Here is a 26,524-nt window from a genome sequence, read left to right on the forward strand (position 1 = left end):
CCGGAAATGTACGGGTTTCTCCTGTTCATCGGGCGCGGCCGCAGGTGCATTGGACGGTAAATTCTGTTCCCCGCCCGACAACCAGCTGCGTTCAGGATAATTGTAGGCTTCTTACGCATACACAAAACGAAGTTCGATTCGGGCCATCGGGCCAAAGGATGAGCGACTATGGCCCCCCTCTCTAGTCTCAATCTTCTGCCCCTCTCATTTTGCTCCGGAAGATGTCCTGAATCACCGCCAGTTCTCTTTTGTACTTCAGGTCCGTCCTTGAACCGAAGTACAAGATGTTCTCGGTACTGACTCTACCCTCCCAGACTAATTTTATCTCTTTGGCCGCAATCTGCTCCTGGCATAGAAAATCGGGTACCAGCGCCAGTCCGTTCCCCTGGCTAAGACATCTGATTATAGACGTGATGCTCGGCAAGATATAATTCGGCTTAAAAGCAGCGCGTTCGTTGAAATTCTCAAACCAAAACCGCCGGAAGTGCTCCATCTCATTCGAGGAACTGTACCAGGTGTTTTTCAGCAGCTCTTCCTTTAGTCCCTTAAAATCGCTGTTTTTCAGGCAGCGTTCTGTTTCTTTTGTGTCGGTCTTTGCCCCGGCGATCAACACGATTCTTTCTCTGGAGAATGGAGTGTATTCAACCAGCGTTTTCTGCTTACGCTGTGGCTCCGGAGTGATTACCAGGTCGAGGATCCCGTTGTCCAGATCGCTGATCAAATCCGGGTGTGCTCCAAACCTGGCGACTAGGTCAAAATCCAGTTTGTGTACTTCCGGCTCAATGATGAGCTGGAAGGTTTCAGAGCACATCCCGATGTGAACTGAGGGACTTTTCTCCTGGGTTGTTTTCTTGAAATGTTGTTCGGCGACTTCAAGTTTGTTGATCGCCTCGACGATGAATTCATACAAGACTTTACCGTCCTCCGTCGGTACCATCTTTCTTGATGTCCGTTCGAATAAGGTTTTGCCCACGTAAGTCTCCAATGCTTTCAGGTGTACGCTAACCCCGGGCTGGGAAGCATACAAGGCCACCGACGCTTTGGTCAGGGTTCCCCTTTCGTAGATTTCCTTGAACGTACGGTACCATTCCAGATTTACCATTGCTATAAATATTGTAATACAAAGGTATGATTTGTATTGTTTTTACAATACATGGTGCGATTCTACTTTTGCAGAACAACAAAATAGCAACCAGCATGAAGAAGATTTTTGTAATCAACGGAAGCCATCCTTTCGCCCATTCCGGCGGAAAGTTCAACGAAACACTTTTCCGGAATACCATCACTAATTTCGAATCTCTGGATAGATTCGAGGTTAAGTCTACCCAGGTTGGTGACGAGTATGACCCGGAAGAAGAAGTCGAAAAATTCAAGTGGGCAGATCTTATCATCTACCATACTCCTATCTGGTGGTTTCAACTACCCTTCGGCTTCAAGAACTACATCGACGTTGTATTCACCGCAGGCCACCAGAATGGCATTTATACAAGTGACGGACGAAGCCGCAGCAACCCCGCGATCAACTACGGCACCGGAGGTTTGATGCACGGCAAAAAATACATCCTTACCACCAGCTGGAATGCCCCGCGTACAGCCTTCACTCTCGAAAACGAGTTTTTTGATCAAAGGAGCGTAGACGATGGCGTTATGTTCGGATTCCACAAAATGAACGCCTTCGCCGGTCTGGAATTGCTGGCTACCCACCATTTCCACGACATGGAAAAGAACGCTGATGTCCCGGAAGAGCTCAGGAACTACAATGCATTCCTCAACCAGGTGATCGGCGAGTTAAGCCTGATTTAAACCATAACTAACCCGATTTCTTCTGCTTGCCCGCCCCCCGGATTGTCAGCGATCACTTATTCAAACATCATCGTTCACTTCGATCCAATACCCATCGGGGTCCTGAAAGTACACCTGCAGAATTCCATCGCTGCGGACGTAGTCTTTATTCGGCGTACCGAGCCAATCGGTGTAATCCAGGTCTATTGCTTTCAGGTGCTCTATGAATGATTTCAGGTCAGGGGTCGACAATGCAAAATGGACAGCCTTGTTGACCCGGACTTTAAATTCCGGGCGGGGAATAACGTGAAGCTGCTTCCCTTCACCCAACGACAGCCACCGGGTTTTTGAGTTGGAAGCAGTGTTCTTGATCTCGGGCAACTCAAGAACCCTTTGGTAAAACTCTGTTGACTTGTCGACATCCGTCACAGAGATTGCTATGTGATTGAAAGAAAAAGTACGCATGTGTTTAAGTTTGAAATCCTTGAAAAGGTAGCGTGAAATCGCTGGTCTTTTGACTACGATTTTCAACCTGTTCTTCGCCAACATGACAGAAATGGGGGCTTCCCTCATTGATGCCCTGTATGTACCGGGCAGCGAAGATAACTTTTCACAGGATTCCAGGAACTTTTTACCCGGCGGCTGCGCCTACGTACGCCAGAAAACGATCCAACGCTTTCCGCTTCGGAGCATCCAGGTCATAATCGATGTGGTGCGTATAGTATTCCACAAGGTTGAAGTCGGGATGAGGCGAGGACAACAACAACTGTAACTCTGGCAAGTGTTCCATACCTTCTTTTAGCGCTTTATTGAAAGCAGCAATAAATTCGGGGTCGAGCGGTTTTACCGATACCCAGGCTGCGAAGACAAAGGGCAGCCCCGTGTGCTTTTTCCAGACCTCGCCGAGGTCATAAACGTACTTGAAGCGTTTCTCCAGACCAATGGTACGATCACCGATTACAAGTCCTCCGGTAGTTCCGCCAATATGGTCGATGTAACCGTCTTCGGCTGCGATGAACTCCGGTTCCAGCTTCCAGTACTCCTCCAGCAAAAGCCGTGTCAGCATCACCGAGGAACGGCTGTGGTGATCGAGGTAGATACTCGTCATCTCCTCTATCGGTACATCTCCGTAAATACACACCGTGGCCACTTTTCCGTCGGCCCCGATGCAGTAGTCACTGATGATGTGCGCCTCGGGGAGTTCGGGAATCACCGCTACCGGCACCAGCGCAATGTCGGCCTCTCCCGCCACCAAACGACGTGCACATTCCGAAGGAATGGCGAGGTCCATGTCCAGTTCCGATTGGATTCGCGAGCGAAGCAAACCGTACAGTAAGGGCTTCGTGTTGAGGTATGAAACGGCCACCACGCGGTGGCGTGGTTTGGGGTTGTTGCCGCTCAGGTTCTTGTCCCGCAATGTTTCGAAAGTGGCTACCATTTTCCGGTATTGAGTTCTGCTGGCAGATGGGTTCGGTCGTTTTGCAGGTCGAAGTGCCAGTTGCCGTCGTCCTGCAGGGTAGCGCGCCACAGGCCGGTGTTGCTGTGGGTCAGTTCGTTCATCCGGTCTATCGGCCGGCCCATCATCAGGGTTACCAGGCCGCACATTGCGCGGCCGTGCGAGCAGATCAGGATCAGGTCTTCTTCGCGCTCCGGCAGGTGGTCGATGAATTTTTGCAACCGCACTCCCATTTCACGGGCGCTCTCTCCCCCACCGATCCGACCGTCGATGTGGCCGAGGCCCCAGCCATCTTTTATACTCTGGTACTCGGCAATGGAAGCTTCAGTTCCTTTTTTGCCTTCGTGAGTGCCCCAACTCATTTCGTTGATCTCCAGGTGGCGCTCCCACGGAATGCCCGCGTCGATGAAGCCGGCAACGGTCTCCCAGGTACGCTTCAGTCCGCTGGTCAGAACGACCCCGAATGGCAATTCACGGTACTTCTCGTAGTAATGCTTGCCCTGGGTTCGTCCCGTATCGTTCAGGCTCGAATCGACACCGCTGCCCTGAACGATGCCCTTCAGGTTGAAATCGGTCTGGCCGTGGCGGAGAATATATACTGTTTTCATTTGCTAATTTTAGGAACCAAGAGTTAGGAGCTAGGAATTAGTTTCTAGCTCCTAGTTCCTAGTTTTCTAGACAACCGGCAACGAGGTGTACCCGCGGTACTGTTTGTCGTCGGCAAACTCTACGTCTTTGTAGTCCTTGATCACCTCGTAGAGCGTACCCCGTTCGATGGGATGACGACCAACGGCGCGGATCATCTTCACCAACGCCTCGGTGCTGAGAGCAGGGTTTTGTTCTCCGCCCGCCATCGAGTAAATGCGCGTAGTGTCGTCAATAGTTCCGTCGATATCGTCTACGCCGAAGGCGAGTGAGAGCTGGGCGGTCGTGCGGCCGATCATCGGCCAGTACGCTTTGACGTGGTCGAAATTATCGAGATAGATGCGGCTGATGGCATAGTTGCGCAGGTCCTCCACTACGGTCGATTCGTCGAGGTGGCTCAGTTCGTTGTTTTTATTGCGAAACTTCAGCGGGATAAAGGTCTGGAAGCCTCCGGTCTTGTCCTGTAGCTCGCGTAGTTTCTCGAGGTGATCCACCCGGTGCCGGTATTCTTCGATGTGGCCGTAGAGCATCGTCGCGTTGGAGCGCATACCGAGCTCGTGCCAGATTTCGTGGATGCGCAGCCATTCCTCTCCGGAGCATTTACCGCCTGCGATCTGATCGCGGATTTCGGGGTGGAAAATCTCCGCTCCGCCGCCGGGCATCGACTGCAGTCCGGCTTCTTTCATCCGGGCCATACCCTCTTCGTAGCTGATCTTGGCTTTCTTGAAGATATAGTGGTACTCTACGGGCGTGAGGGCCTTTACGTGCAGATCGGGCCGGTGCTTCCGGATACGGCTGAACAACTCGGCGTAGAAGGGAACGTCGTACTGGGGCAGTACGCCACCAACGATGTGAACTTCCGTTACCGGTTTGTCGTCGTAACTTTTCACGATGTCCATGATGTCATCGAGGCTATATTCCCAACCGTCTTCCCGTTTCTTTATCCGGCGGCTGTAACTACAAAAAGTGCAGGTATACAGGCATACGTTGGTAGGCTCTACGTGAAAATTACGGTTGAAGTAAGTCTTGTCGCCGTGCTTGCGCTCCCGGATATGGTTAGCCAGCGAGCCGAGGTAACCGAGTGGCGCTTCGTCGTAGAGCAACTGCCCTTCTTCCGGAGTGATCCGGTCGCCGGCGTAGACCTTTTCGGCAATCACCCGGAGGCCAGGAGACAACTTGGTATCGCGCAAAATCGTTGAAATGGAAGGACTGCTCATATTAAGTAGGTAATAGTATAGGGGTACAACGCCCGTAACAACTTTCAGTTTTTACTGAAAGTAGGTTTTTCAAAAGAATTTTCTCAGCGGCTCTCAGTGATCTGTTTTGTTACTCTCCAGGTTTTGCCTCCGGGTCAATCAATTGTCAGCACCACCAGCACAACGCGGTCTTCATTTACCCGCCATTCGCGTCGGTAAGACAAGCTGATTTTTTGGCCCGGATCGAAATCACGCTTTCGTGCTACCGCTGCCGGCAGTTCAAAGTTAAGCTCTTTTCCTTCGTCCGTAACCAGGCGCAGGCCTTTGCTTCCGGGTTGGGTGCTCAGGGTTCCTGCCGCCCGCCACCTTGCAGGTGGCTCGGTGGTGGAGCGTAAAAAAGTATCCGCCGGCGGGTTTTTCGGTGACCGGAAGCGGGCAACAGTATTCCGGTCTTTGCGGCTGTCGGCCCAGCGGTATTCCTGGGGTTCGTCTTTTGGCCGGACGGTACGCAACAGCGGACACACCTCCAGAAGGGGCTCGATGAGAAAATCTGAGAGTACATCACGGTGCTCGGGGTTCCGGGCATCCAGGTTATAAGCCTGGCGCAGCATCTTTTCGTGGTCTTCAGCCACTGCAATCAGGCACTGGGTCCCCAGCTCTTCGGTCAGTTCGGTGTTTGCGTCGTTAAGGCAGGTGCATATTTCCACGGCCAACGAGCGCAGTGGTTCATTTTGCCCCATCAGGGGCAGCAGGTAAAAGAGTAAAACCAGTATACTTAGACTGCGCATAGTGGCGAAGGTAGTGGTTTTAATCCCCGGAAGCCGATTCTTCCAGCTTCCACTTCAGGCGCACATTGTTACTTTCTCCCGGTCCGATGTTTCGGTAATCTCCAACCAGTTCAAATTCAAAGAACTTGTGTTCTGGAGCCAGGTAAATCTCCAGCGGAGCTTCGCCGGGGGGCGTTCGATACAAATCTTTAACGACCGTGTATTTGGTCAGTTTCAGGCCATTATTTTGGTATACGGCTTCTCCCGTCGGCATATTGGCGAAGAGCTTTCCTTCTGCAGTATGGCGTTCATCGAGGGTGACGATGCGGACGGAGTCGCGGAAGTCGAACTCAACGCTGTCGCGTTGGGTCCAGACGGTATCGGCTACAAATTCGAAGGTTCCTTCGTAGGGCAAGCGGGTGTTTTCCCAAAGTGCGACGTTCCTCCCGGACACTCCTTCGTTGGTTACCCAGTAGGTCAGGCCGATGTCGGAATCAGGGCCAAGAACGATCCTCTTTCGCATCCGCAACGAGGTAGTGGAATCACGCGGCCCCTCCATCATAATGCGGTGTTCGCTAAGTTCCGTCAGTGTGTAAGGTTCTGAGTCAAAGGCCGCCGGAGGCGGCCAGTTCCAGTCGGATTGCGGGCTGGTCCATACGGTGCTGCCCCATTGCAGGTTGTCATTGTCCCGGGTTGTTTTCAGTATTTCCTTACCGTTATAAATCAGACTGCTGATCCGGCCGCCGAGGGCAGGTTCCACGGTAATACTGATTCGTCCACGGGTCATCGTATACGGAGGTGCCGGGCTGTCGTCCGGTTTCTGGCAGGCAACCATCAGTAATAAGAAAAAGAGCGATGTTGTGGATGTCAGGCGCATTGGGTGAAGGTAAAAAATAGTGCTCAAACCACAAGTCTCTTTCCTCTTCCCCTTCCAGGCCCGGAGGGCCGGCTCCCGTAACGAGGGGTGAAGAGCAGACCGCAGGTCAACCCGCAGCCCCTCGGACACTGCCGTCCGGTGCCAATTCATGCGCCGCCGCAGGTGCCGAGATGGTTAACGCTCCCCTTCCAGGCCCGGAGGGCCGGCTCCCGTAACGAGGGGTAAGGAGCAGACCGCAGGTCAACCCGCAGCCCCTCGGACACTGCCGTCCGGTGCCAATTCATGCGCCGCCGCAGGTGCCAAAATAGTTAACGCTCCCCTTCCAGGCCCGGAGGGCCGGCTCCCGTAACGAGGGGTAAGGAGCAGACCGCAGGTCAATCCGCAACCCCTCGGATACTGCCGTCCGGTGCCAATTCATGCGCGGCCGCAGGTGCCAAGATGGTTAACGCTCCCCTTCCAGGCCCGGAGGGCCGGCTCCCGTAACGAGGGGTAAGGAGCAGACCGCAGGTCAACCCGCAGCCCCTCGGATACTGCCGTCCGGTGCCACTGCATGAGCCGACGCAAGTGCCGAGATGATTAACGCTCCCCCTTCCAGGCCCGGAGGGCCGGCTCCCGTAACGAGGGGTAAGGAGCAGACCGCAGGTCAATCCGCAGCCCCTCGAACACTGCCGTCCGGTGCCACTGCATGCGCCGCCGCGGGGGCCAAGATGGTTAAGGCTCCCCCCTTCCAGGCCCGGAGGGCCGTCTCCCGTAACGAGGGGTAAGGAGCAGACCGCAGGTCAACCCGCAGCCCTTCGCGTATAGCCGCGATCCCGCACTACCCACTCATCCAGAAAAAACACAATAAGCTGTTAACAGAAGATACTGCCTGAACAATTACGACAAGTGTTGTATTGGAACAAATAACACATCATTATATAAGCCGATCACCAGCTTCAACATCCCCAGCCGAATGACTTTGTTTTTCAACCCATCAATGCACCTGCGCCCGCGCCTGCTCTTTCTTCTATTACTGTTATTTCCCCTTTTTGCATACGCTCAGCAAAATCAATCCAGCGACACCAATGGTAAAGTTGGAGGGACACTGATCGATGCAGAAACCGAAGAGCCCATCGGCTTTGCCAATGTGATCATATATACTGTTTCTGATAGTATGATTACGGGTACCACCACTGATATAGACGGTAAGTTCCTCTTTGAGAATATCGCTCCTGGTGATTACCGTGTCGAGATGAGCTTCATTGGATACGATACCGAGAACCGGGAAGTTGAGATCAGCGAAATTGAACGCGTATTTTCCATCGGAGACGTCTCACTCGGCACCGCCGGGCAGGACCTCGACGAAGTAGTCGTTACCGCACAACGCGCCGTTATGGAGCTGGGGCTTGACCGCAAAGTTTTCAACGTCGAAAAATCAGTGGCCGCGGCCGGTGGTTCTGCGGAAGATCTGCTACGTCAGTTACCCAGTATCAGCGTCGATCTCGAAGGCAACGTATCCTTACGTGGCTCGGGTAACGTGCGCTTTCTCATCAACGGCCGCCCCTCCGGCCTTGTCGGTTCCGACCCTGCAACTTACCTCAAGTCCCTCTCTTCCACCAACATTGAACGCATCGAAGTGATTACCAACCCCGGCGCCGCTTACGACCCCGACGGAACGGCAGGACTCATCAACATCGTCCTGAAAAACAAGCGCGAAGACGGCTTTAATGCCTCGATCAACCTCAACGCAGGTACTGGTAATAAATTCGACGGCAGCCTGGACATGAACTGGAGAAAGGGAAAATTCAACACCTTTGCCGGAGTAAGTGGCCGGTCAGACGAACGCTTCTTTCGCGGTTTCCGCGACCAGAGTGGCATCATCGAAGACAGCACCTTCAGCCGCCGCTTTACTTTCGATGGCGATCGTATCCGCAAATCGACCACCTTCAAACTTGGTACGGAGTACAACCTCGGTAAGCGGGCAACGCTCGGGTTGCAGGGCAATTACCAACTTGAGGACGGCGAAAGCAGCAACGACAGGGTGACCAATTTCTTCAACAGCTCCGGAGAACTCGACCGGGTGAGTACCAGGCTGGAAACGGAACCATCCGACGAAACCGATTACGAGATAAGTGCCGACTATACCACAACCTTCAAAAAGGAAGGTCGCAAATTATCCGTTAACGTCCGCTACTCCGAAAATGATGAATTTGAACAGGAGAACTACGACGAAACCATCGTCGATGGCAACGGCAACCTCTTAGAAACGCTGCTCCAGCAAAGCCCTTCCCTCGAGGACCGTACACAGGTCGTTGGGCAACTCGATTACGAACAGCAAATGGGAGATTTCAAATTTTCCGCTGGCTGGCGCTCTACCTTGCAGGAACTCACCACCGATTCAGAATTTGCCACCTTCGACGGAAATGAGTTCATCGTAAGTGAAGAACAAAGCAACCTATTCACCTACGAGGAGGACATTCACGCCGTTTATGCCTCATTTGGCGGCCAGATAGACGCGATCACTTTCAGCACCGGCCTGCGGGTAGAACAGGCATACACCACCAGCCTGCTGCGTGAACCCGACGTCGAGACCTTCGAAAACGATTACTTTAAAATCTACCCCAGTATTTTTGCCGGCTATGCCTTCGACGAAAACACGACGCTGCAGGCAAGCTACAGTCGCAGAATCAACCGCGCCCGGTCGGGAGCCCTCAACCCGTTTGTAGACAGAGGAGACCCCTTCAACCTGCGCAGTGGCAACCCGTTTCTGTTGCCAGAACTGATCAACAGTTTCGAGCTCAACGTACAGCAACGCCATGGTCTAGGCACCCTTACCGCCGGGGTTTACTTCCGCCAGCTCAACGATATCATCAGCCGCATCAGCATCTCCCAACCGGGAGGCGTAACGCTCAGTACCCGTGGTAATCTCGACCAGGGTCGCAACTACGGCATCGAGGTGATCAACACCCTGCGCATCGGTCAGAAGCTTGAGTTCACCGCCAGCGCCAACGGATACAAATCGGAAATTATTGGCCGGGCGGACGATGAGACCGTCGACGCCAACGGCTACCTTTTCAGTGGCCGCCTGCAGGGAGGCTACCAGCTGCCTGGAGATATCCAGGCGCAGTTCACCTACTTCTACCGCAGCCCCGGCGTACGCCCCCAGGGACAAATTAAGACCATCCAAAGTTTCGATCTCGGTTTCCGGAAAGAGATTCTCGACAAAAAAGGAGCCATCACCCTTAGGGTAACGGACCTCTTCAATACCCGGAAGTATCGCTTCGACACCGAGCTGGCCAGCCTGACGACAAGCAGCGAATTTCAACGCGAGAGCCGTATCGTTTACGTCGGTTTCCAGTACAGTCTGCAGCAACTTACTCCGGAGCGTAACCGCAACGCGAACCGTAACGGTGGTGGCGGAGATGATGGCGGAGACTTTTAACCATCCGCCCCGGCTGCCGATCTCCGACAGAACACAGGATCGGCTTGTCTTACTGCTCAACGGAACGATTTGGAACTTTGCCGGTTTACCTCAGGGAAACCAAGCCAGCAAACAAACAGCGTGAGCGAAATGAAAGCAGTTATTGGGAATGATGTGCAGGAAGCCGCCGGCTTCCTTTCAGAAGGCAAACTGGTGGCAATCCCCACCGAAACGGTATACGGTTTGGGGGCAAATGCCCTCAACGAAACTGCCGTTGCGGGCATCTTCGCCGCAAAGAACCGCCCTTCTTTCGACCCCCTGATCATCCATCAAAGCAGTCCGGAGCGCATCCTCAGGTATGCACGTGACGTCCCCGCAGATGCCCAGAAGCTCGCTGATGCCTTCTGGCCAGGCCCGCTGACTCTCGTACTTCCCAAAAAGGAAATCATCCCTGATCTGGTCTCTGCTGGGTTAGATACGGTCGCTCTCCGCGTTCCTGATCATCCACTGGCCAGGAAAGTGCTGGACCTGGTGGATTTTCCCGTTGCGGCTCCCAGCGCGAACCCTTTTGGCTTCGTAAGCCCTACTACGGCTCAGCACGTAGCCGATCAGCTGGGCGAAAAGATAGACTTTATCCTCGATGGAGGTCCGTGTCGGGTAGGGTTGGAAAGTACCATTGTTGGGTTTTCCGGCGGCAAGACGACCGTGCTCCGCAAAGGCGGGCTCCCCATCGAAGACATCGAGGCCTTACTGGGCCATCCCGTAACCGTGCGAACGCATGGCAGCAGCCAGCCCGAAGCCCCGGGGATGCTCAGTCGTCATTACTCGCCGGGCAACCGGATTGAACTATTCGATGAATTCGACGAAAATTTGCAATTGCCAGCCAACTCCGCCTGGATAACTTTTGGCGGAACGGCCACCGCCTTTTGTGCCCGCCAACCACTGTCTCCGGCAGTATTTGACCTAAGCCCCGAAGGAAATTTAGCACAGGCTGCCCAACAATTGTTCAGCGTATTGCGTCTCATGGCAGAACGCAAATATGAATACGTTGCGGTACAGTTGCTCCCCGAAGCTGGTCTTGGCCGGGCAATCAATGATCGTTTGCGGAGAGCAGCGGCGACAGAATGACCCGCCGGTCCGTTCAACTAAATTATCGTTGCCGCAAAACAATAAGCACCCAGTGCCAATCATTCAAAGAACTCCATAAACAGATCGACTACTCGCTTTCAATTTAAGTTTCAGTAGTTAGGCTGTAACTTACCACGGTCTTAGAAAGGCTGAAATGCTGATTTCGGACACGATCTTAAAGCCCCAAAGCCAAATCAAGAACATGCGCATTTTCTTATCTCTTTGCTTTCTTTCTCTATTGTTTGTCTCCTGCGAAGACGAATCGGGGGCCGTATCTAAAAAAGCGACCATCCAGGGTCGCTGGGAATTGGTAGAGGCCCGCAAAAACAACATTGTAACCGGAGTAGTTCAGGGACTCTACTTCGAGTTTTGGCCCAACGACAGCTTGGCGACCAACCTTATGGGCAACGACAGTCCTGGTACCTACCTGAAAACAGGAGATGAGATTGTAACGGAAGGGGTGAAACTGCCCCTTACCTTCAGCATACAGGGCATGACTGATTCCACGTTGGATTTACGTAGTAAATTCCGCGGCTTTCAGTTCGATTTTCAAATGGAGCGGGCTGTCCCTGAAGGTCAGGACGTAGAATCCTGACCTTCAGAGAACACAGATTTAGCGCAGAAAGAAAGTCTGCAGGTCGCCTACGGTCTCCACCTGTGAAGCTTCTTCTTCGGTGAGGTAGTATTCCAGCTTACTTTCCAGAGTCGCGATGAGCAGATCCACATCGAGTGGTTCCAGAAAAAGATCATCCTGAAGGCGGAGGTAGGGCTGAAGACGGTGCCCCGGAACCCGCAGCTCTTCACTAAGGCTGTGCATTAGACTGGCGGAACGGGTGACGGGAGCTTGGATAGCAATCATGTTAATTTTTTGAAGGTCTGATTCAGACGGGGGTGTGTACCTGAGGTCACGATGTAAGCCCACTGAGATCAAATTCTCAGCGAATATTCGCTCCAAGGAACGTAGTGAAATAGCAAAGCGTTGCCTCTGAATCTGAAATTAGCACTCTTTTTTACAAAAATCAGGACAGGCAGTGCACAGCATGCCATTTGGTACGTTATCTGATGCTGGCTCGTTCTCAGGCCTGTCGCCGGGCCGTCTGTACACGACAGCACATCCTGAAGCCTTACCTTCGCCGCCTGAAAAAGCGAATCATGGAAGAAGCCAAAGAGCTCAAACAACAATTGCTGGCTTACTGTCAGGAACAAACCGCTCAGCGGATTGCGGGAATTACCGACTCCCTCAAGAAGATCGAAGATGCCCGGAACGGAGAGACGAAATCCAGCGCCGGCGATAAATTCGAGACGGGCCGTGCGATGATGCAAATGGAAGAAGCCAAACTGAACCGCCAGCTCGAAGAAGTCCTCAAGGTCCGGCAGGTGCTCGATCGGATCAATCCGCTTCACACCTCGGAACGGGTGGCCGCTGGCACCCTCGTCGCTACCAACCGGGGCAACTATTTTCTGGCGGTGGGTTTAGGGAAAGTACGGCTCGAAGGCCGGGCTTTTTTCTGCACCTCGCTCGACTCCCCGATCGGCAAACAATTGCACGGTAAAAATGTAGGAGACGTACTCACCTTCAATGATCTCGAATTCAAAATCAATGGGATGGTGTAACTGGCTGGTTGTTGGCAGCTATCGCTACAGACCATTGTTTCCTGCCAGTACCTTTACCTGAGGGCGCGAACGCAGGTGCAATGCCGGCTTTTCGAAACCATCTCTCCCTGATTTACCATTACTTATTCAACCTCTAAACACAGCGCCGAAATGAAGTTTACCCGTTGGCTGTTCACCCTGCTCCTCGTTACAGCACTGGCCTGCGGAGCCTTTGCTTACTGGCTCTACGCCGCGATGCGTACTCCGGTGGAACACACCTCCACCGATTACATCACCATCGAGCAGGGCGTCGGGTCTAACCGGATCCTGCAAATCCTTGAGGAACACGATGTGATTCAGGCGCCGCTGGCAGCAAAGCTCTACCTCAGGTTCTTCGACAATGGAAACAAACTACAGGCCGGAGACTACCTCTTCGCTTCCCCGATCAGCCCCTTGGAAGTAATAGCCAGGCTGAAAGACGGAAAGAAGCGTACCAAAACGCTCACCATCCCCGAGGGATGGACCCGCTTTGAGATCGCAAAGCGCCTGCAGGCCCAATTCCCCGTTGAGCCCCCGCTGACGGAGGAAGAAGTGCTGGCAATGATGAATGATGTGAGCCTCATCGCAGACTTTGCCCCCGAGGCCAAGAACCTGGAAGGTTTTCTTTACCCTACCACCTACGAGGTAGAACTGGACGCTCATCCAAAATCGGTTATCGAGAAAATGGTGAAGCAGTTCAAATCCGTCTGGCTACCGGAATGGGACGAGCAAGCCAGAAAGATCAATAAGAGCAGGTTCGAAATCGTTACGATGGCCAGCCTCATCGAGAACGAATCCAAGATCGACGCCGAACGGGCGCTGGTCGCTTCGGTAATCGAGAATCGGCTGGAGCAGGGAATTCCGCTGGGGATCGACGCCACCAATGTCTACATCGCTAAATTGCTGAACCGCTGGGATGGAATAATCCATAAAAGCGATGTTGAGGTAGACCACCCCTACAACACCCGGAAGATTTACGGTTTACCTCCGGGGCCAATCAGCTCAGCGAGCAAATCGGCCTTCGAGGCCGCCTTGAACCCGGCTCAGACCGATTACCTCTACTATGTACTCAACGTAGAGAAAGGTGACGGTTCCCATCATTTTTACGCCACGGCTGCGGGCTTCTCGAAGGGCAAAGCGGCGTACCAGCGCTGGCTGGCCGGACAGCGCTAGTGTCTTGTCAAGTAGACTACGCAGCAGACGGTGCGACAACAACTGCCTGACGGGCCACCAGGTTACCTCCAGCGGGAGAACGGATTACCGATCAGGGAAGAGTTGTAATAGCGGGGATCGCTGGAAACCTCCTTGCCAGCCCAGCCGGGAAGAGTAAACTCTTCCCCTTCGCTCTCCAGTTCGATCTCAGCTACAACCAGTCCTTCGTTGGCACCGTCGAACACGTCGACCTCCCAGGTTTTACCGAATTCAGAAACGAGATAACGCGTTTTCTCTACCAGTGGCTTTTTACAGAGCTCGATCATATCGTAGGCATCCTCTACCGGAATACTGTACTCAAATTCCGGGCGGGTAAATCCTTCCGACCGGCCCTTGATGGTGAGGTATGCGGCCTCGCCAGCGATCCGAACACGAACGGTGTTCCCGGCCGGGTCGGAACTAAGGTAGCCTTGCTTCATCGTTGTTGCACGAACAACTTTTTTCTTCCATTCCTCCGATACCGTAAGGAACTTACGTTCTATTTCCTGAGCCATTGTATTGATTGTAGTGCGCAAGTTAGGAAGGGTTTGCGGCTTCCCGGCTTGGTTTCGGCAACAAGTGAGTACCACAATGCTGATAACGCACAAGGGCTGCTTCCGAAAGAAAAAACACGGTCGCTCCGTAAGGCATGACCAGGATACGTGCTTACGGGCAGATTGAGGTTGAAGTCCCGAAATTCACGGCCTGACTGAACTAAAGCCTGCTCTAAATAGTATTCCGTGCTGTATCTTTAGTTTAACGAAGCATTTATCATCCGCCTACACCGCTTATGGAGGAACAAGAATTCTACGTAAGGATAGCAAAAGCCTGTGCGGATGCCTACCGCAACGGCGACCACGACGAATTGCGCCAACGGCTCAACGAATGGTTAGACTTTACCATAGTCACGCATCCTGAACAATACGGCGACGCCGTATACATGGACCATACCTACCGCGGCCACCTGGCCCTTGATGCGGGAGACATCGAGACTGCAAGACTGGAGTTGCTTAAATCGGGAAAAGCACCGAGTTCTCCGGTGCTGAAGAGTTTTGGCCCGAACCTCAGTCTGGGTAAAAGAATGCTCGAACTTGGCGAAAAAGAAACGGTATTGAAGTTCCTGGACCTCTGTAAAAGTTTTTGGGTGTTGCCGCTCCGGCTGATGCATATACCGCGCTGGAAAAAATCTATTGAAGCCGGAGAGGCGCCTAATTTCGGAGGCAACCTTTTCTACCTGATGGATATGCCTGGCCTCGAAGAAGAATAGCGCTCCGCTCCCCTGCTTTTTCCAACCTTTTCATTGCACCTGCGACCGCGCCCACATATTACGGGGATGAGTTGAATAGCTCTGCTGCCGTAGTATCTTTGGCGGAACAAAACTTCCGTAAAGATGAACAGCCTGCTAACGCGTTTTTTACGCTACGTACAGATCGATACCGAATCAGATCCACACTCTCCGACTCAGCCCAGCACGATGAAACAAAAAGACCTCGGACGGGTGCTTGCTCAGGAACTGAGGGAAATGGGATTGGAGGACGCTGAACTCGATGAGCACGGCTATGTGTACGCTACGCTGCCCGCTACGCCGGGCCACGAAACCGTACCTACAATTTGTTTTTGCAGCCATATGGACACCAGTCCTGACGCAAGTGGAACCGGGGTTAAGCCGTTGGTCCACGAAAACTACCAGGGACAGGACCTGATTCTGCCCGACGACGAGAAGATTATAATAAGGATGAAAGAGCATCGTGGATTAGAATCCTGCATCGGGCACACCATAATTACAGCATCGGGTACTACGCTTTTGGGAGCCGACAATAAATCAGGCGTTGCGGCGATCATGACCGCAGTTGAAACGCTGGTGAACGATCCTTCCATCCCGCACGGTAAACTCCGTATCCTCTTTACCCCCGACGAGGAAATAGGACGTGGAGTAAATGCGGTAGATATGGAGAAACTGGGAGCCGATTTCGGGTACACCATCGACGGTGAAGAATTTGGCAGTTTGCAGGATGAGACCTTCAGTGCGGATGCTGCCCGGATAGATATTACCGGAGTCAGCGCCCATCCCGGAATGGCCAAAGGCCATATGGAAAACGGCATAAAAATCGCTGCAGACATAGTTGCTGCACTGCCCCGAACAAGTCTCACACCCGAAACCACCGAGGGTAAAGAAGGCTTTCTCCACCCAGTGGAGATGGACGCGAAGGCCGAAGCTGCCCGAATTGATTTCATCCTCCGGGACTTCGAGACTTCGAAACTCGAAGAACAGGCTGAAGTGCTGCGCAACATCATTGCCAGCGTCGCCCCCGACTATCCCAACAGTAAGATCGAACTTACCATTACCGAGCAGTACCGGAACATGAAAGAAGTCCTTGACGATCATCCGGAGGTCATGGACCTGGCCACAAGAGCAATCAAAGCCTGCGGCATCGAACCCAAGCCAGACAGCATCCGGGGAGGCACGGACGGTTCCCGGTTGAGTTTCATGGGGCTACCGTGTCCCAACATTTTTGCGGGGGAGCATTCTTTTCATTCGAAATACGAATGGGCCAGCCTGGAAGAGATGGAAAAAGCAGCCGAAGTAGTTGTGGCTATCAGCCGGCTCGCCACGGAGCCTTCCGACGCGTAATTTTTAGGTCAGACCAGTTTCTGTTTTTACCTTACGGCGGCTATACCGGAAACGAAGTGATTCGGTTCCGGTATAACCTGCGGTGGGTGATTCCCCTGCTCTCAACAGTCTTTCATTGCCTGCCCGAAGGGCAGATATTTCACCATTACTTCGTTACATCACTATGCAGAATCCGGTTATCCTTCGCGACATAAGCTGGCTATCATTTAATCACCGGGTTCTTCAGGAGGCAAACGATCCATCGTTGCCGCTCTTCGAGCGAATCAAGTTTCTTGCGATTTACAGCTCTAACCTTGATGAGTTCTTTCGGGTCCGGATGGCAAACCACCGCAATCTGTTGCGGGTCGGTAAGAAAACCAAGAAGGAACTCGACATTACTCCCAAGCAAACGGTCCGCTCTATTCAACGAATCGTAAACCGGCAGCAGGAAGAGTTCAGTCGTATTTTCGAGAAGAAAATAACGCCGGAATTAACCCGGCACGGCATAGTCCTTAAGCGACGACTGGACCTCTCCACCGTAGAGAAAGAGTGGGTTGAGAATTATTTCCACGATAAGATGCTGCCCTTCGTGCAGCCGGTGCTACTCGTGAAGGACATGGTTCGTCCCTTCCTGAACAATGCACAGCTCTACCTTACTATCCTGATGAAGGAAAAGGAAAGCCGGAAGACGGCCTATGCGGTAGTGAAGATACCCAGCGATCATCTGCCCCGATTCATTGAGTTACCCAAGACGGACCTGAACCATAACGTGATCATGCTGGACGACATCGTTCGGCATTCGATTTCGTGGATGTTCCCGGGGTATGAGATCGAGGATACGTATTCGGTAAAGCTCACGCGTGACGCAGAGCTCTACATCGATGACGAATTTAGTGGAGATTTGCTGGACAAGATCAAGACCAGTCTTCAGCGGCGGCACGTTGGCCCAGCCAGTCGTTTCGTTTACGACAGAACGATGTCGAAAGACCTGCTGGATTACCTCAAAGATACCTTTGAGCTGGAAAGCCTGGATATACTTGCCGAAGGTCGTTACCACAACAACTCTGAGTTTTTCGGCTTTCCTGATTTTGGGATGAATCACCTCAAGAATCCGCCCCAACCACCGCTACCGTACAAACCACTAGAAGAAGCAGAAGATTTCTGGGCTGCTATCCGGGAGCGCGACCATCTGCTGCACGTTCCTTACCAGAGTTACGAATCTGTCGTCCGTTTCTTTGAAATAGCAGCCGAAGATCCTCAGGTGACCCACATCAAGATCGTTCAGTACCGGGTTGCCCGTAAGAGTCGTATAATGAAAGCCCTCATGGCGGCCGTCAAGGCGGGTAAGAAAGTTCATGTATTCATCGAGGTGAAGGCACGCTTCGACGAAGAGGCCAACCTCAAGTGGGGTGAAAGGCTGGAAAAAGCCGGCGTTCACGTCAACTACAGTTTTCCCGGAGTGAAGGTGCACAGTAAACTTGCAACCGTCCGCAGGTTGGAAGATGGAGAGCCCAAGTTGTACAACTATATGGCAACCGGAAACTTCCACGAGGACACCGCTAAAATCTACTCAGATTTCGGGCTGTTCACCGCCGACGAAAGACTAACCGCAGAGGTTGCCCGCGTATTCAAATTCCTCGAACACGTAGAGCACCCCGGGCGTGATTTTGAACACCTGATGGTTGGTCAATTCAACCTCCTGGACGGATTGGAAAGTCTGATCGAGAAAGAAATTGAGGAGGCAAAGGCTGGTCGGAAGGCATCGATGACCCTGAAGATGAACAGTCTTCAGGACCCGGAGATGATAGAACTACTGTATAAAGCTTCGCAGGCAGGCGTAAAGATCAACCTGATCATTCGCGGAATTTGCTGCCTCGTTCCGGGCCGGGAGGGAGTTAGCGAAAACATCCACGGCATCAGCATCGTGGATCGCTATCTTGAACACGCACGGGTATTCCACTTTCACCACGCCGGCGAAGAAAAGCTATACCTCAGTTCTGCAGACTTTATGACCCGAAATCTTCACCATCGGATAGAAACCACGTTCCCCGTCTACGATGAGGACCTGAAGGCGGAAATTATCCATTTCATGGAAATCCAGCTAGCGGACAATACCAAGGCGCGGCTGTTATCTGATCAGCAGAGTAATTCGTACTACACCAAAGGACGTAAAAAAGTGCGCAGCCAGGAAGCGACTTACAACTACTTCCGGGACAGACTTTAAGCAGATCCGTTTCCCGGAATGACAGGACACGACCGGCAGGCAGGCAACGATCGTTATTTAACTCATGACAAAGCCTTGGGCCTGGACGGTGATATACGCTCAGCGATTTTGAAACCCAGCCAGGCCATGGGGAAGTAAGCGACAACCAGATCCACGACCGCAAACCACAGTGGACCGGGCAGGATAAAGTTTACCGCAATACCACCAATAAAGAAGATTACTCCGACGACCAACGCAACGCGCAGTTTACCTGTGCTCACAATGGATGCTGCGATTGCCGCACCGACCAGCGTCCCCAGTGCATGGGCGAGAAACGGAAACACGAAATAACCAGGACTCAGGGTCGGCATGATTTCAGCGAGGGCCTCCATATCGTTAGGATCCACGCCGGAAATTGGATGCAGGCGATGCCCCAATTGAATAAGGCCCATATTGACGGCGCTTCCTCCGATCCAACCAGCAAGGACAGCGAGGGTTTTGCGTAATAACGGATGCATTATCTGTGATTTTTAATTTATCGTTACCTGAGTTACCCGTGCTTCCAGATCACCGGCGCAGAGAGGCGATTGAAGGTCTGCCCCTGCCCTACTCCGCGATTTCGTAATCGATGCCAGCCTTACGCAGTGCGCGGTATGCGGAAGACTCGTTGAAAGATACTTCAATTTCGACGGAGGATCCTTCGAGGAGGATATCGGTAAGTTCGTTGGCAAGATTATGGTCTACTCCATCGGCGATATCGCCAATCATGCGGGCAATGGCTCTGCGGTCGGGGCGGTCCTGATCGCAGGACAAAAGATTGATTGTCATTTTATTGCTGTTTTGTTTGCAAATGTATGTAAAAATAACATTTTAAACAAATCAATTGTACTACTGGACATTCTTGATTTTCCACCTCACCCTCCGCCCTCTCCGGCAAGGTTTGCTTCGCAGTGCCTCCTCTAATCACCACGCTAGCTTAACTTTGGCGCATTGTAATGATACAAGTATTTCGTGCTCGCCTAAGGCTCAGCGGAGAGGGAACCAAACCTCGAAGAAGCCACGAAGCGAAATCTCCAGTAGTAGGCAAATCAATTATAATTCAACCCCTTTGCTCCTTAAAAGGGAGCCCTGCACCTGCGTCAGCGCCCAACTGCTTATGACGGTGGGCTGAAGTGTTACGGAAGCAGAGGTACCTCTTACAGACATTTTGAAATCGTTGTTTTGTGAAGTTTACGGCTAATAAGTCGTTAAGCGGCCTTAGCGCCTTCAACCACAATCGCTGCCGTTCGTTTTCCCTTTGAGAATTGATTCGGTGCAGACCGCCGGACAATCCTTACTTTTGCCCCTCAAAATTTACAAACCATGAGCAAAGAACCATTAAAAACCGTCATCATCGGATCCGGCCCTGCCGGTTATACTGCAGCTATATACGCCGCCCGCGCAAACCTCAGTCCCGTACTGTACACAGGTAAAGAGCCCGGAGGCCAGTTGATGATCACGACCGACGTTGAAAACTTCCCCGGTTACCCCGACGGTATCATGGGCCCTCAAATGATGGAGGACCTCCGCAAGCAAGCCGAACGATTCGACACCAAGGTCAATTACGAGCTGATCGAAAAGGTAGACTTTTCAGGACCTGTGCATAAAGTATGGACAGAGAGCGGCGAGGAGATTCACGCGCACACCGTGATTATCTCAACCGGAGCCAGTGCCCGGTGGCTTGGTCTCGAGAGCGAGCAACGACTGATGAATAAGGGCGTAAGCGCCTGTGCGGTTTGTGATGGTTTTTTCTACCGTGGCAAAGAAACCGCCATCGTAGGTGCCGGAGATAGTGCCTGCGAAGAAGCGCTTTACCTGAGCAACCTCTGCCCTACCGTTCATATGTTCGTGCGCCGCGATGAGATGCGCGCATCCAAAATTATGCAGGACCGGGTTAAGAAGCAGGAAAACATCAAGATTTACTGGAACACCGAAACCGAAGAGATTCTGGGTGACGACAACGGTGTAACCGGTGTACGGGTGTTCAACAATAAGACCGGCGAAAAGCAGGACATTGCGGTAGAAGGTTTCTTCGTGGCCATTGGCCACGTACCCAACACGAGCATTTTCAAAGATTGGCTCGACATGGAAGATTCCGGCTACCTCATTCACCAGCCGAACTCAACCAAAACCAACCGCCCGGGTGTCTTCGTTTCGGGTGACGCATCTGACCACGTTTACCGCCAGGCGATTACGGCAGCGGGAACCGGTTGTATGGCTGCACTCGATGCAGAACGTTACCTGGGGTCTATTGGTGTCATCTAGTCCATCAACCTGCTCAGGCACCGAATAAGAACGGGCTGACGCGTTTCTCAGGAAATGCATCAGCCCGTTTTTTTTGCCTGCAGGCGAGGCGAACGAAGTCGTAAAATTTCTTGGCCCCAGCGCCGTGAATACATTCTTTGTAAGCTGATGCCAGCCAGTGATACCAGTGATAGCCTCATACCAGTATAGTGCTCCCTGACAAGCATTAAAATCAGGTATCCTGCAGACCAGAAGAGTCGCCAGGGCTTAGCCTGTCCTTCAGCGAGAAGAAGCCGATAGCCAACGCCAGTACCAGCCCGCCAACGAGAGCAAGCAAATAATTTGTATTGCTCTCTTCCGCAGCAGCGACCAGTTCAAATTCGGCATCGTTGACCTGAAGCTCTACGGTATGCCCGTTTTTATTATTCAACGTGAACTGATCCTTGGAAAACCCATCTTTAAGGACAATCAGGGCGCTTTGATTCCGGGATATCTCACTAAAACTTGTGTTCTTAACCATCAACGACTGAAGGGTTTCAGGTGTACCCGCTACCTCGAAAACCACACTGCTTTCGTGCCCCAACTTTACCCTGCCGTTTCTCAGCTCTGCGGCATCAGTGCCGTTGAAGACGATAGAGGTATGCTCTTTTACGTGCCGGAGGACAAGTTCCATGAACTCCTCCGGAGTAGCGTAGGAATCTTTGCCGAAGTGGGTTTCCACTTCGTACTCAAGAGCAGTCAATGCTGCACGTACCTGCAGCACCCAGTTGTTGTTTCCCTGATCGACCAGCATGGTTGAAGATATGTCTGGCTGATGGGCCCTGACCCCGAGGGAGAAGCAAAACAGGCATAGCGTTAGGATGATTTTATTTATCATTTTAGATTTTTGTTTTAGCAGTTGTGCAATCTCCGGATAGCTTACTCGACGGTATACCTGACGATGACTTCGTTGTCGAGGACCACATTGGCGGACCAAATGAAGCTTGCGTCTGAGGCCTGATCGTCAAAAATATCCGTGAAGTTGGTATAAGAGGGTTTATTATCGACCCCAATCACGTCGTTAGTATAGGTGCTGGCCGCAGGCCAGCCGCTGTCGTCGAAATCAGCGGAGTACCAGTTGGCCGGAACCTCCCAGTGCAGCGCGTAATCTTCTGCTCCTGCGGAAGAGCAGTTTTCGGAGAGCCGCAATGCGCCCTGCTCAGCAGGGCAGCTCAGGTCAGCAATCGGAGCGGTATAAAAGATTTGTGCCTTCCAGTTCTCATCGGTTACGGCAACGGTTCCTCCGTCAGCACTTTTGAAAACTGCTACAAACCCTCCGTCGCCCGGATGATGGGAATTGCCCCGGTTGGCTTCAGTGCCCAGTCCGCTGTTTTCTTCCCAGTCAACACACTTCACCGCAACGGTAAATGGCCGGTTTACCCTGAAACGAACGAGGTTGGAATTGAACTGAGTGAACGGAACATTGTCTTTCCCCGCAGCAATACCATTGATGTACATTTCGAAATAGTTATCGGCAAATACGTAGGCGGTAACCAGTTCTCCGTCCGGCTCGATTTCTACGATATCAGCACCGTCAAGAGCAGACAATGCTTCCTGCGCGTTCGAAAATTCCACGCCGGTACAGGGGTTGTACAGGTCAGAGGCAAAAGGGAATTCATCGTTATCGAAGTTCACTTCTGCCGGAACCGTCCAGGTACTTCCATCTGCAGCGGTGGCGGTGCCCAGGGGAGCCTTCCTTCCCCGGTCGCAATCGTAAATATTGGCGACCAGAACATTCGCCCCTCCCTGAGATACCGAAGCGGTACCCTGGTAGCTCGCAATGCCGGATGATTCCGTTTGAGTTTCGGCTTTACTTCCGGCCTGGCATCCGGATAGGATGAACAGTACCGCCAGCAGTAAAAGGTTTGAATAGTTTACAGGTCTCATCTTTGGTATGTTTCTGTTTCGGTTGAACCGTTGGGGTGAATAAATTTATAGGTGTACAGCCCTTTTTCGTCCCATCCGTATTTTATTGCGTGCTGTTCGCCGTCGAGTGTATACACCAGAGAGTAGCTTTTGTCTCCCGTTTTCTCGAAGCCGGTGATCACCGCGCCACGCAGTGGCCGTAACGCAGGTCTCAGTTCCTGAGTTCTGGCTTGTGGGATGACCTGGGTCTCCGGAGCTCGGGAATTCGGGTCAAGCTTCACCTCCCCCCTCATTCCGGCAATGAAGTACGGATACTCTGCGATGGTGTGGTACTGGTAAGAACTATCGGCATTGAATTTCCCCAGGTATTCGTCCAGTTCATCTTCCGTTTCACCGTACACCGGGAAACCGTCGACTGCGTAAGCGATCGGCTTACCCTTTCCGACGGAGCCTTGTAAATGGGTGGGCGGTAAATGATAATGATAGTCATCCGCCCTTCCACAATGCCCCCCGTATTTGTCCAGTTCGCCGATGGCATTCGCATCTTCGCCCCGGTTATTCAAAGGGTTGAAAATCGGGATTCCGTTTGCGGCGATCGCAATGGCACCTTTCAGCAAATTTGTTTTAGTCGAAAGAGGACTTGCCGACAGCCGTGGCTGCAAGGGAATTGCCCAGCTATTGTCTTCGGTGTAGTAGTGATCGATGGGCACCTGCTGTTGCCAGTTCGTGATTCCTACCATCATCTGATGATCCGGCAATCCATCCGACGATACGTAGAGGTACGTGCCATCGGTACTCGTCCTTACTTCGGGAAATGCACCGAATACGGACCTCATCAGTTCCTGATCATTAGCAGGGACTTTCGGAGCGTGCTCCGTGGTACCGCTTCCGGTACTGCAAGATGCTATCGTGATGACTACCAGGCCCAGAGCGCCATGCATCAGATAAATCTTAGTCTTTCGTTTCACCAACTGAACGAGTGAGAAGGCCAAAAGCAGCGCGCCGATCACCTGTCCCAGTGTTCTCCAGGCTAAGATGGTCGATTCGAATTCCGGCATCTTCGCTGAGTTCAGTGACAGGATCTCTTCACGCTTGCTGGTGATAAAGTTCTGATCCGTTTCGGAGAACTCCGAAAAAGGATAAGACACAACCGCGTGGTTCTCATCGGCCAGCCATACCCTGTCACCCTCGTAGCGGATGAAATCTGCACTAACCGGCCCTGTAACCGACAGAACGCTCCATTGTCTGGACGGCGGATCGTCGTGTCCGGTTTTGTGCGCAGATAGCTGGAGATAGAATACCGACACCAGTATCGTTAAGAAAATCCGGATCATTACAATGGAGTGTTAAGGCAGGTTTGCCAGGGGGAAAGTAAATTCAGTTACGAAACGGGCAGAATCCTGCCCGAAGTTTTAATTGGGGTAAGCACCCTGCAGGCAATTGATGAAGTTGTTGTTGCCCGCAGCATCAACATGGTAGTGGTAGCCCCGCACCGCATCGGAGTGGCCTCTGCAATCGTCGAGATCTGTGGGCTCACTGCCGTCTTCATTGGTCTGAGCGTAAATACCGTGGCCGTCCATGGCATAACCGATCAACGGCGCATGCCCGTCGTCCTGAGCGATCGAAAAGCTCACACCCGTGGCGGCGTGATAGTGGTATCCCTGGTTTACATTGATGTGTCCTCCGGCATCGTCAAACGGAGCAAGGGTGTATGCACTCAGGATATTATTGGTAGGCGCCGGAGCTGAGAATTCAATGCCATTGAGCGCAATGCCACGGGTAGAAGGAACCGACACCCCAGGGCCACCGGGGCCGGTAGCAAAAAACACGGGTTCATCCTGTAGCACCGGAATAACCGGAATCAGCCATGTTTGCGTAACGTCGGTGATGTAAGATGGTAAACATTCTACACAAAAGTTTTTGTAAGCTTCGCCTACGTTCGGGTTGGCCGCATTGATACAGTCTTCTTCCGTTTCTGTTACGTAAACATCCCCGTTAGCATCGTACATAAGCCACGTGTCATCTTCGTAAAAGTCAGCCATATTTTCTATGAAAGCACCGTCTACATCGTAAACCTCGCCTCCTTCCAGCCATATGCCGCCAGCAGTAGCATCATCTGAGATGTTTTCGGGGCACCATGGCCCCATCTCATGGTCCGTAGGGACACCTGTGGTAACGATCTGGTAGCAATCTGTTTGTGTACCATCGGAAAGTGTACAGGCAACGGTAGTGATGGTGACAGAAGTACTGGCAGAAGTGAAGTAAGTTGCTTCTACAGCAACTACCGTTCCGGAATCGTTGGTGTCGGTGTTATCGGCCACATATCCCTCGGGCTGCTCACAGGCGTTCAGGCTTACATTCGGATTGCCTAGTCCGTCGTCGTCGGCGTCTTCGTACCACTCTGTTGCAACGCAGAGAATATCATCGTCGCTACAAGCTGAGACGAAAAAAACCACAAGCACCAGGAGCAAAGTGAGAAGTGAAAATAATGATTTAGCCATCCTGCTTTTTTTAAAGATTCATTTACCCGTTAGACCCGAGGCATCTACATATCCTTCGGAAAAAAGGCAGGATAATTTCAAAGCAGAATTGATCATCAGCCGTGGCTGAGGGAGTAAAAAACGAGATGTAGGTTATCGTGCATGAGTTACTATTGATAAACGACCTTGCTTCCCTCCGGATTCAGTGTTGAAAGAACTTACGACAATCTATATTCGTAACCGTTACTTTACGGCGCTGACGCAGGTGCAATGCTGGTTAAATGAGTTGGGCGCAAACGAGTTCTTGCTCCGCTTCTGTCTCCTCATCTCCCCACCCGGGAGCCGGAAGACCGCCCAATACCCGCGCTCCACCTACCGGACTTAAATATATGGTCGTCAAATAGTTCGCTGCCTTGCTGCGGCACATACTCCCCATGCCCACCATCCTCATTTGGGCGCAAACCAGATTGTCGCTCAACCCCCTCCCAGCCTCCCCACACCGCTGCGCTGGGGAGGAGCAATCGCGACAATCTGGTTTGCGCCCACTCATTTTAGCCGAAATCAACGGTTTTTGGCCCGGATTTTTGACCTGCTCTTCGCACTTTTCATCACCGAAGTGGCAGTTCTGCCCCGCTCGCCTAGCCTTCGCGGCGGGCCACTTTGGTTCAATACCCATAGAACCCGGCCAGAGCGGGTTAGTCCAACAAAAGCGCGACGTCAGGCCCGACTGCGTCAGGGCTGCCTTTGAGCTTTAAGAGCGTGTCTAAAATTATGAAAATTTAGATATAAAGGCTGCCAGTCGTATCTTGTAAGTCGCTAAACACTACAAATATGACCAAGCAGTGGACTCGGTTGACTGACAGCCAGTGGAACGAAGTTAAAGATTATCTACCAATCAACCGCAAGACAAAACATCAACTCCGGGATGTACTTGACGCCATTCTGTGGCTGGTGCGTACCGGTACTCA

General features: G+C 52.3%; 25 protein-coding genes. 10 read left to right on the forward strand and 15 right to left on the reverse strand.

From position 1 onward, the window contains the following. Window positions 1-187: 187 nt before the first annotated feature. A complete protein-coding gene (locus tag FUA23_RS18160; protein ID WP_147932189.1) occupies window positions 188-1,102 on the reverse strand; it encodes a LysR family transcriptional regulator in 915 nt (304 codons plus the stop codon). Window positions 1,103-1,197: 95 nt separating this feature from the next. Between FUA23_RS18160 and FUA23_RS18165 the strand changes: the two genes are divergently transcribed. After that, complete coding sequence (locus FUA23_RS18165; protein WP_147932190.1) at window positions 1,198-1,803, forward strand: NAD(P)H-dependent oxidoreductase; 606 nt, start codon at window positions 1,198-1,200, stop codon at window positions 1,801-1,803. Window positions 1,804-1,863: 60 nt separating this feature from the next. On the opposite strand, the gene FUA23_RS18170 is transcribed toward FUA23_RS18165, so the two are convergent. From FUA23_RS18170 to FUA23_RS18195, 6 genes are all read right to left on the reverse strand, one after another. Continuing rightward, entirely contained in the window at window positions 1,864-2,247 is a 384-nt protein-coding gene (locus FUA23_RS18170) for a VOC family protein (protein ID WP_147932191.1), read from the reverse strand. 166 nt (window positions 2,248-2,413) lie between these two features. Beyond that, complete coding sequence (locus FUA23_RS18175) at window positions 2,414-3,220, reverse strand: menaquinone biosynthetic enzyme MqnA/MqnD family protein (protein ID WP_147932192.1); 807 nt, start codon at window positions 3,218-3,220, stop codon at window positions 2,414-2,416. After that, a complete protein-coding gene (locus FUA23_RS18180) occupies window positions 3,214-3,846 on the reverse strand; it encodes a histidine phosphatase family protein (protein WP_147932193.1) in 633 nt (210 codons plus the stop codon). Before FUA23_RS18180 ends, FUA23_RS18175 begins: the two co-directional genes overlap by 7 nt. Before the next feature lie 66 nt (window positions 3,847-3,912). After that, window positions 3,913-5,100, reverse strand: coding sequence for an aminofutalosine synthase MqnE (gene mqnE / locus FUA23_RS18185; RefSeq protein ID WP_147932194.1), 1,188 nt, complete (start codon window positions 5,098-5,100; stop codon window positions 3,913-3,915). A 134-nt stretch (window positions 5,101-5,234) separates the two neighbouring features. Continuing rightward, on the reverse strand, window positions 5,235-5,867 hold the full coding sequence (locus FUA23_RS18190) for a hypothetical protein (RefSeq protein WP_147932195.1): 633 nt from the start codon (window positions 5,865-5,867) through the stop codon (window positions 5,235-5,237). A 19-nt stretch (window positions 5,868-5,886) separates the two neighbouring features. After that, window positions 5,887-6,723, reverse strand: coding sequence for a hypothetical protein (locus tag FUA23_RS18195; RefSeq protein ID WP_147932196.1), 837 nt, complete (start codon window positions 6,721-6,723; stop codon window positions 5,887-5,889). A gap of 952 nt (window positions 6,724-7,675) precedes the next feature. On the opposite strand from FUA23_RS18195, the gene FUA23_RS18200 reads away from it, so the two are divergent. The 3 genes from FUA23_RS18200 to FUA23_RS18210 all read left to right on the forward strand — a co-directional run bounded on the left by FUA23_RS18200 (window position 7,676) and on the right by FUA23_RS18210 (window position 11,846). After that, on the forward strand, window positions 7,676-10,144 hold the full coding sequence (locus FUA23_RS18200; protein ID WP_147932197.1) for a TonB-dependent receptor domain-containing protein: 2,469 nt from the start codon (window positions 7,676-7,678) through the stop codon (window positions 10,142-10,144). A gap of 129 nt (window positions 10,145-10,273) precedes the next feature. Further along, window positions 10,274-11,251: an L-threonylcarbamoyladenylate synthase gene (locus FUA23_RS18205; protein ID WP_147932198.1), complete on the forward strand. Its 978-nt coding sequence runs from the start codon at window positions 10,274-10,276 to the stop codon at window positions 11,249-11,251. Between the two features lie 202 nt (window positions 11,252-11,453). Further along, complete coding sequence (locus FUA23_RS18210) at window positions 11,454-11,846, forward strand: hypothetical protein (RefSeq protein ID WP_147932199.1); 393 nt, start codon at window positions 11,454-11,456, stop codon at window positions 11,844-11,846. Between the two features lie 18 nt (window positions 11,847-11,864). Here the strand turns inward: FUA23_RS18210 and FUA23_RS18215 are convergent, their stop codons facing one another. Continuing rightward, window positions 11,865-12,110: an acyl carrier protein gene (locus FUA23_RS18215; RefSeq protein ID WP_147932200.1), complete on the reverse strand. Its 246-nt coding sequence runs from the start codon at window positions 12,108-12,110 to the stop codon at window positions 11,865-11,867. Window positions 12,111-12,313: 203 nt separating this feature from the next. Here FUA23_RS18215 and FUA23_RS18220 point away from each other — a divergent pair, with 203 nt between their 5' ends. Further along, a complete protein-coding gene (locus FUA23_RS18220; RefSeq protein WP_147932201.1) occupies window positions 12,314-12,865 on the forward strand; it encodes a 3-oxoacyl-ACP synthase in 552 nt (183 codons plus the stop codon). A gap of 150 nt (window positions 12,866-13,015) precedes the next feature. Then, window positions 13,016-14,056, forward strand: a complete 1,041-nt coding sequence (gene mltG, locus FUA23_RS18225; protein ID WP_147932202.1) for an endolytic transglycosylase MltG — start codon at window positions 13,016-13,018, stop codon at window positions 14,054-14,056. Window positions 14,057-14,118: 62 nt separating this feature from the next. On the opposite strand, the gene FUA23_RS18230 is transcribed toward mltG, so the two are convergent. After that, window positions 14,119-14,610 (reverse strand): CYTH domain-containing protein, encoded by a 492-nt coding sequence (locus FUA23_RS18230; RefSeq protein ID WP_246144346.1) that lies wholly within the window; start codon window positions 14,608-14,610, stop codon window positions 14,119-14,121. A gap of 254 nt (window positions 14,611-14,864) precedes the next feature. Between FUA23_RS18230 and FUA23_RS18235 the strand changes: the two genes are divergently transcribed. The 3 genes from FUA23_RS18235 to ppk1 all read left to right on the forward strand — a co-directional run bounded on the left by FUA23_RS18235 (window position 14,865) and on the right by ppk1 (window position 18,909). Then, entirely contained in the window at window positions 14,865-15,341 is a 477-nt protein-coding gene (locus tag FUA23_RS18235; protein ID WP_147932203.1) for a hypothetical protein, read from the forward strand. A 123-nt stretch (window positions 15,342-15,464) separates the two neighbouring features. Beyond that, a complete protein-coding gene (gene pepT, locus FUA23_RS18240) occupies window positions 15,465-16,706 on the forward strand; it encodes a peptidase T (RefSeq protein WP_147932204.1) in 1,242 nt (413 codons plus the stop codon). A gap of 163 nt (window positions 16,707-16,869) precedes the next feature. Next, window positions 16,870-18,909, forward strand: a complete 2,040-nt coding sequence (gene ppk1 / locus FUA23_RS18245; RefSeq protein ID WP_147932205.1) for a polyphosphate kinase 1 — start codon at window positions 16,870-16,872, stop codon at window positions 18,907-18,909. 62 nt (window positions 18,910-18,971) lie between these two features. On the opposite strand, the gene FUA23_RS18250 is transcribed toward ppk1, so the two are convergent. Continuing rightward, window positions 18,972-19,406: a hypothetical protein gene (locus FUA23_RS18250; RefSeq protein WP_147932206.1), complete on the reverse strand. Its 435-nt coding sequence runs from the start codon at window positions 19,404-19,406 to the stop codon at window positions 18,972-18,974. An 88-nt stretch (window positions 19,407-19,494) separates the two neighbouring features. Next, the gene (locus FUA23_RS18255) at window positions 19,495-19,716 is read right to left on the reverse strand and encodes a hypothetical protein (protein WP_147932207.1); all 222 of its coding nucleotides are present in this window, start codon (window positions 19,714-19,716) and stop codon (window positions 19,495-19,497) included. Window positions 19,717-20,250: 534 nt separating this feature from the next. Here FUA23_RS18255 and trxB point away from each other — a divergent pair. Next, window positions 20,251-21,192, forward strand: a complete 942-nt coding sequence (gene trxB, locus FUA23_RS18260) for a thioredoxin-disulfide reductase (RefSeq protein ID WP_147932208.1) — start codon at window positions 20,251-20,253, stop codon at window positions 21,190-21,192. A gap of 211 nt (window positions 21,193-21,403) precedes the next feature. Here trxB and FUA23_RS18265 read toward each other — a convergent pair whose 3' ends face one another. The 4 genes from FUA23_RS18265 to FUA23_RS18280 all read right to left on the reverse strand — a co-directional run bounded on the left by FUA23_RS18265 (window position 21,404) and on the right by FUA23_RS18280 (window position 25,577). After that, window positions 21,404-22,048, reverse strand: coding sequence for a hypothetical protein (locus FUA23_RS18265; RefSeq protein WP_246144347.1), 645 nt, complete (start codon window positions 22,046-22,048; stop codon window positions 21,404-21,406). A 41-nt stretch (window positions 22,049-22,089) separates the two neighbouring features. After that, entirely contained in the window at window positions 22,090-23,097 is a 1,008-nt protein-coding gene (locus FUA23_RS18270) for a hypothetical protein (RefSeq protein WP_147932209.1), read from the reverse strand. Then, window positions 23,094-24,410 (reverse strand): YHYH protein, encoded by a 1,317-nt coding sequence (locus FUA23_RS18275; RefSeq protein ID WP_147932210.1) that lies wholly within the window; start codon window positions 24,408-24,410, stop codon window positions 23,094-23,096. The genes FUA23_RS18270 and FUA23_RS18275 overlap by 4 nt, the downstream gene beginning before the upstream one ends. 78 nt (window positions 24,411-24,488) lie before the next feature. Beyond that, window positions 24,489-25,577, reverse strand: coding sequence for a YHYH protein (locus FUA23_RS18280; protein WP_147932211.1), 1,089 nt, complete (start codon window positions 25,575-25,577; stop codon window positions 24,489-24,491). Between the last annotated feature and the right edge of the window lie 947 nt (window positions 25,578-26,524).

This window comes from Neolewinella aurantiaca (genome assembly GCF_008014675.1).
GTDB classification, from domain to species: Bacteria; Bacteroidota; Bacteroidia; order Chitinophagales; family Saprospiraceae; genus Neolewinella; species Neolewinella aurantiaca.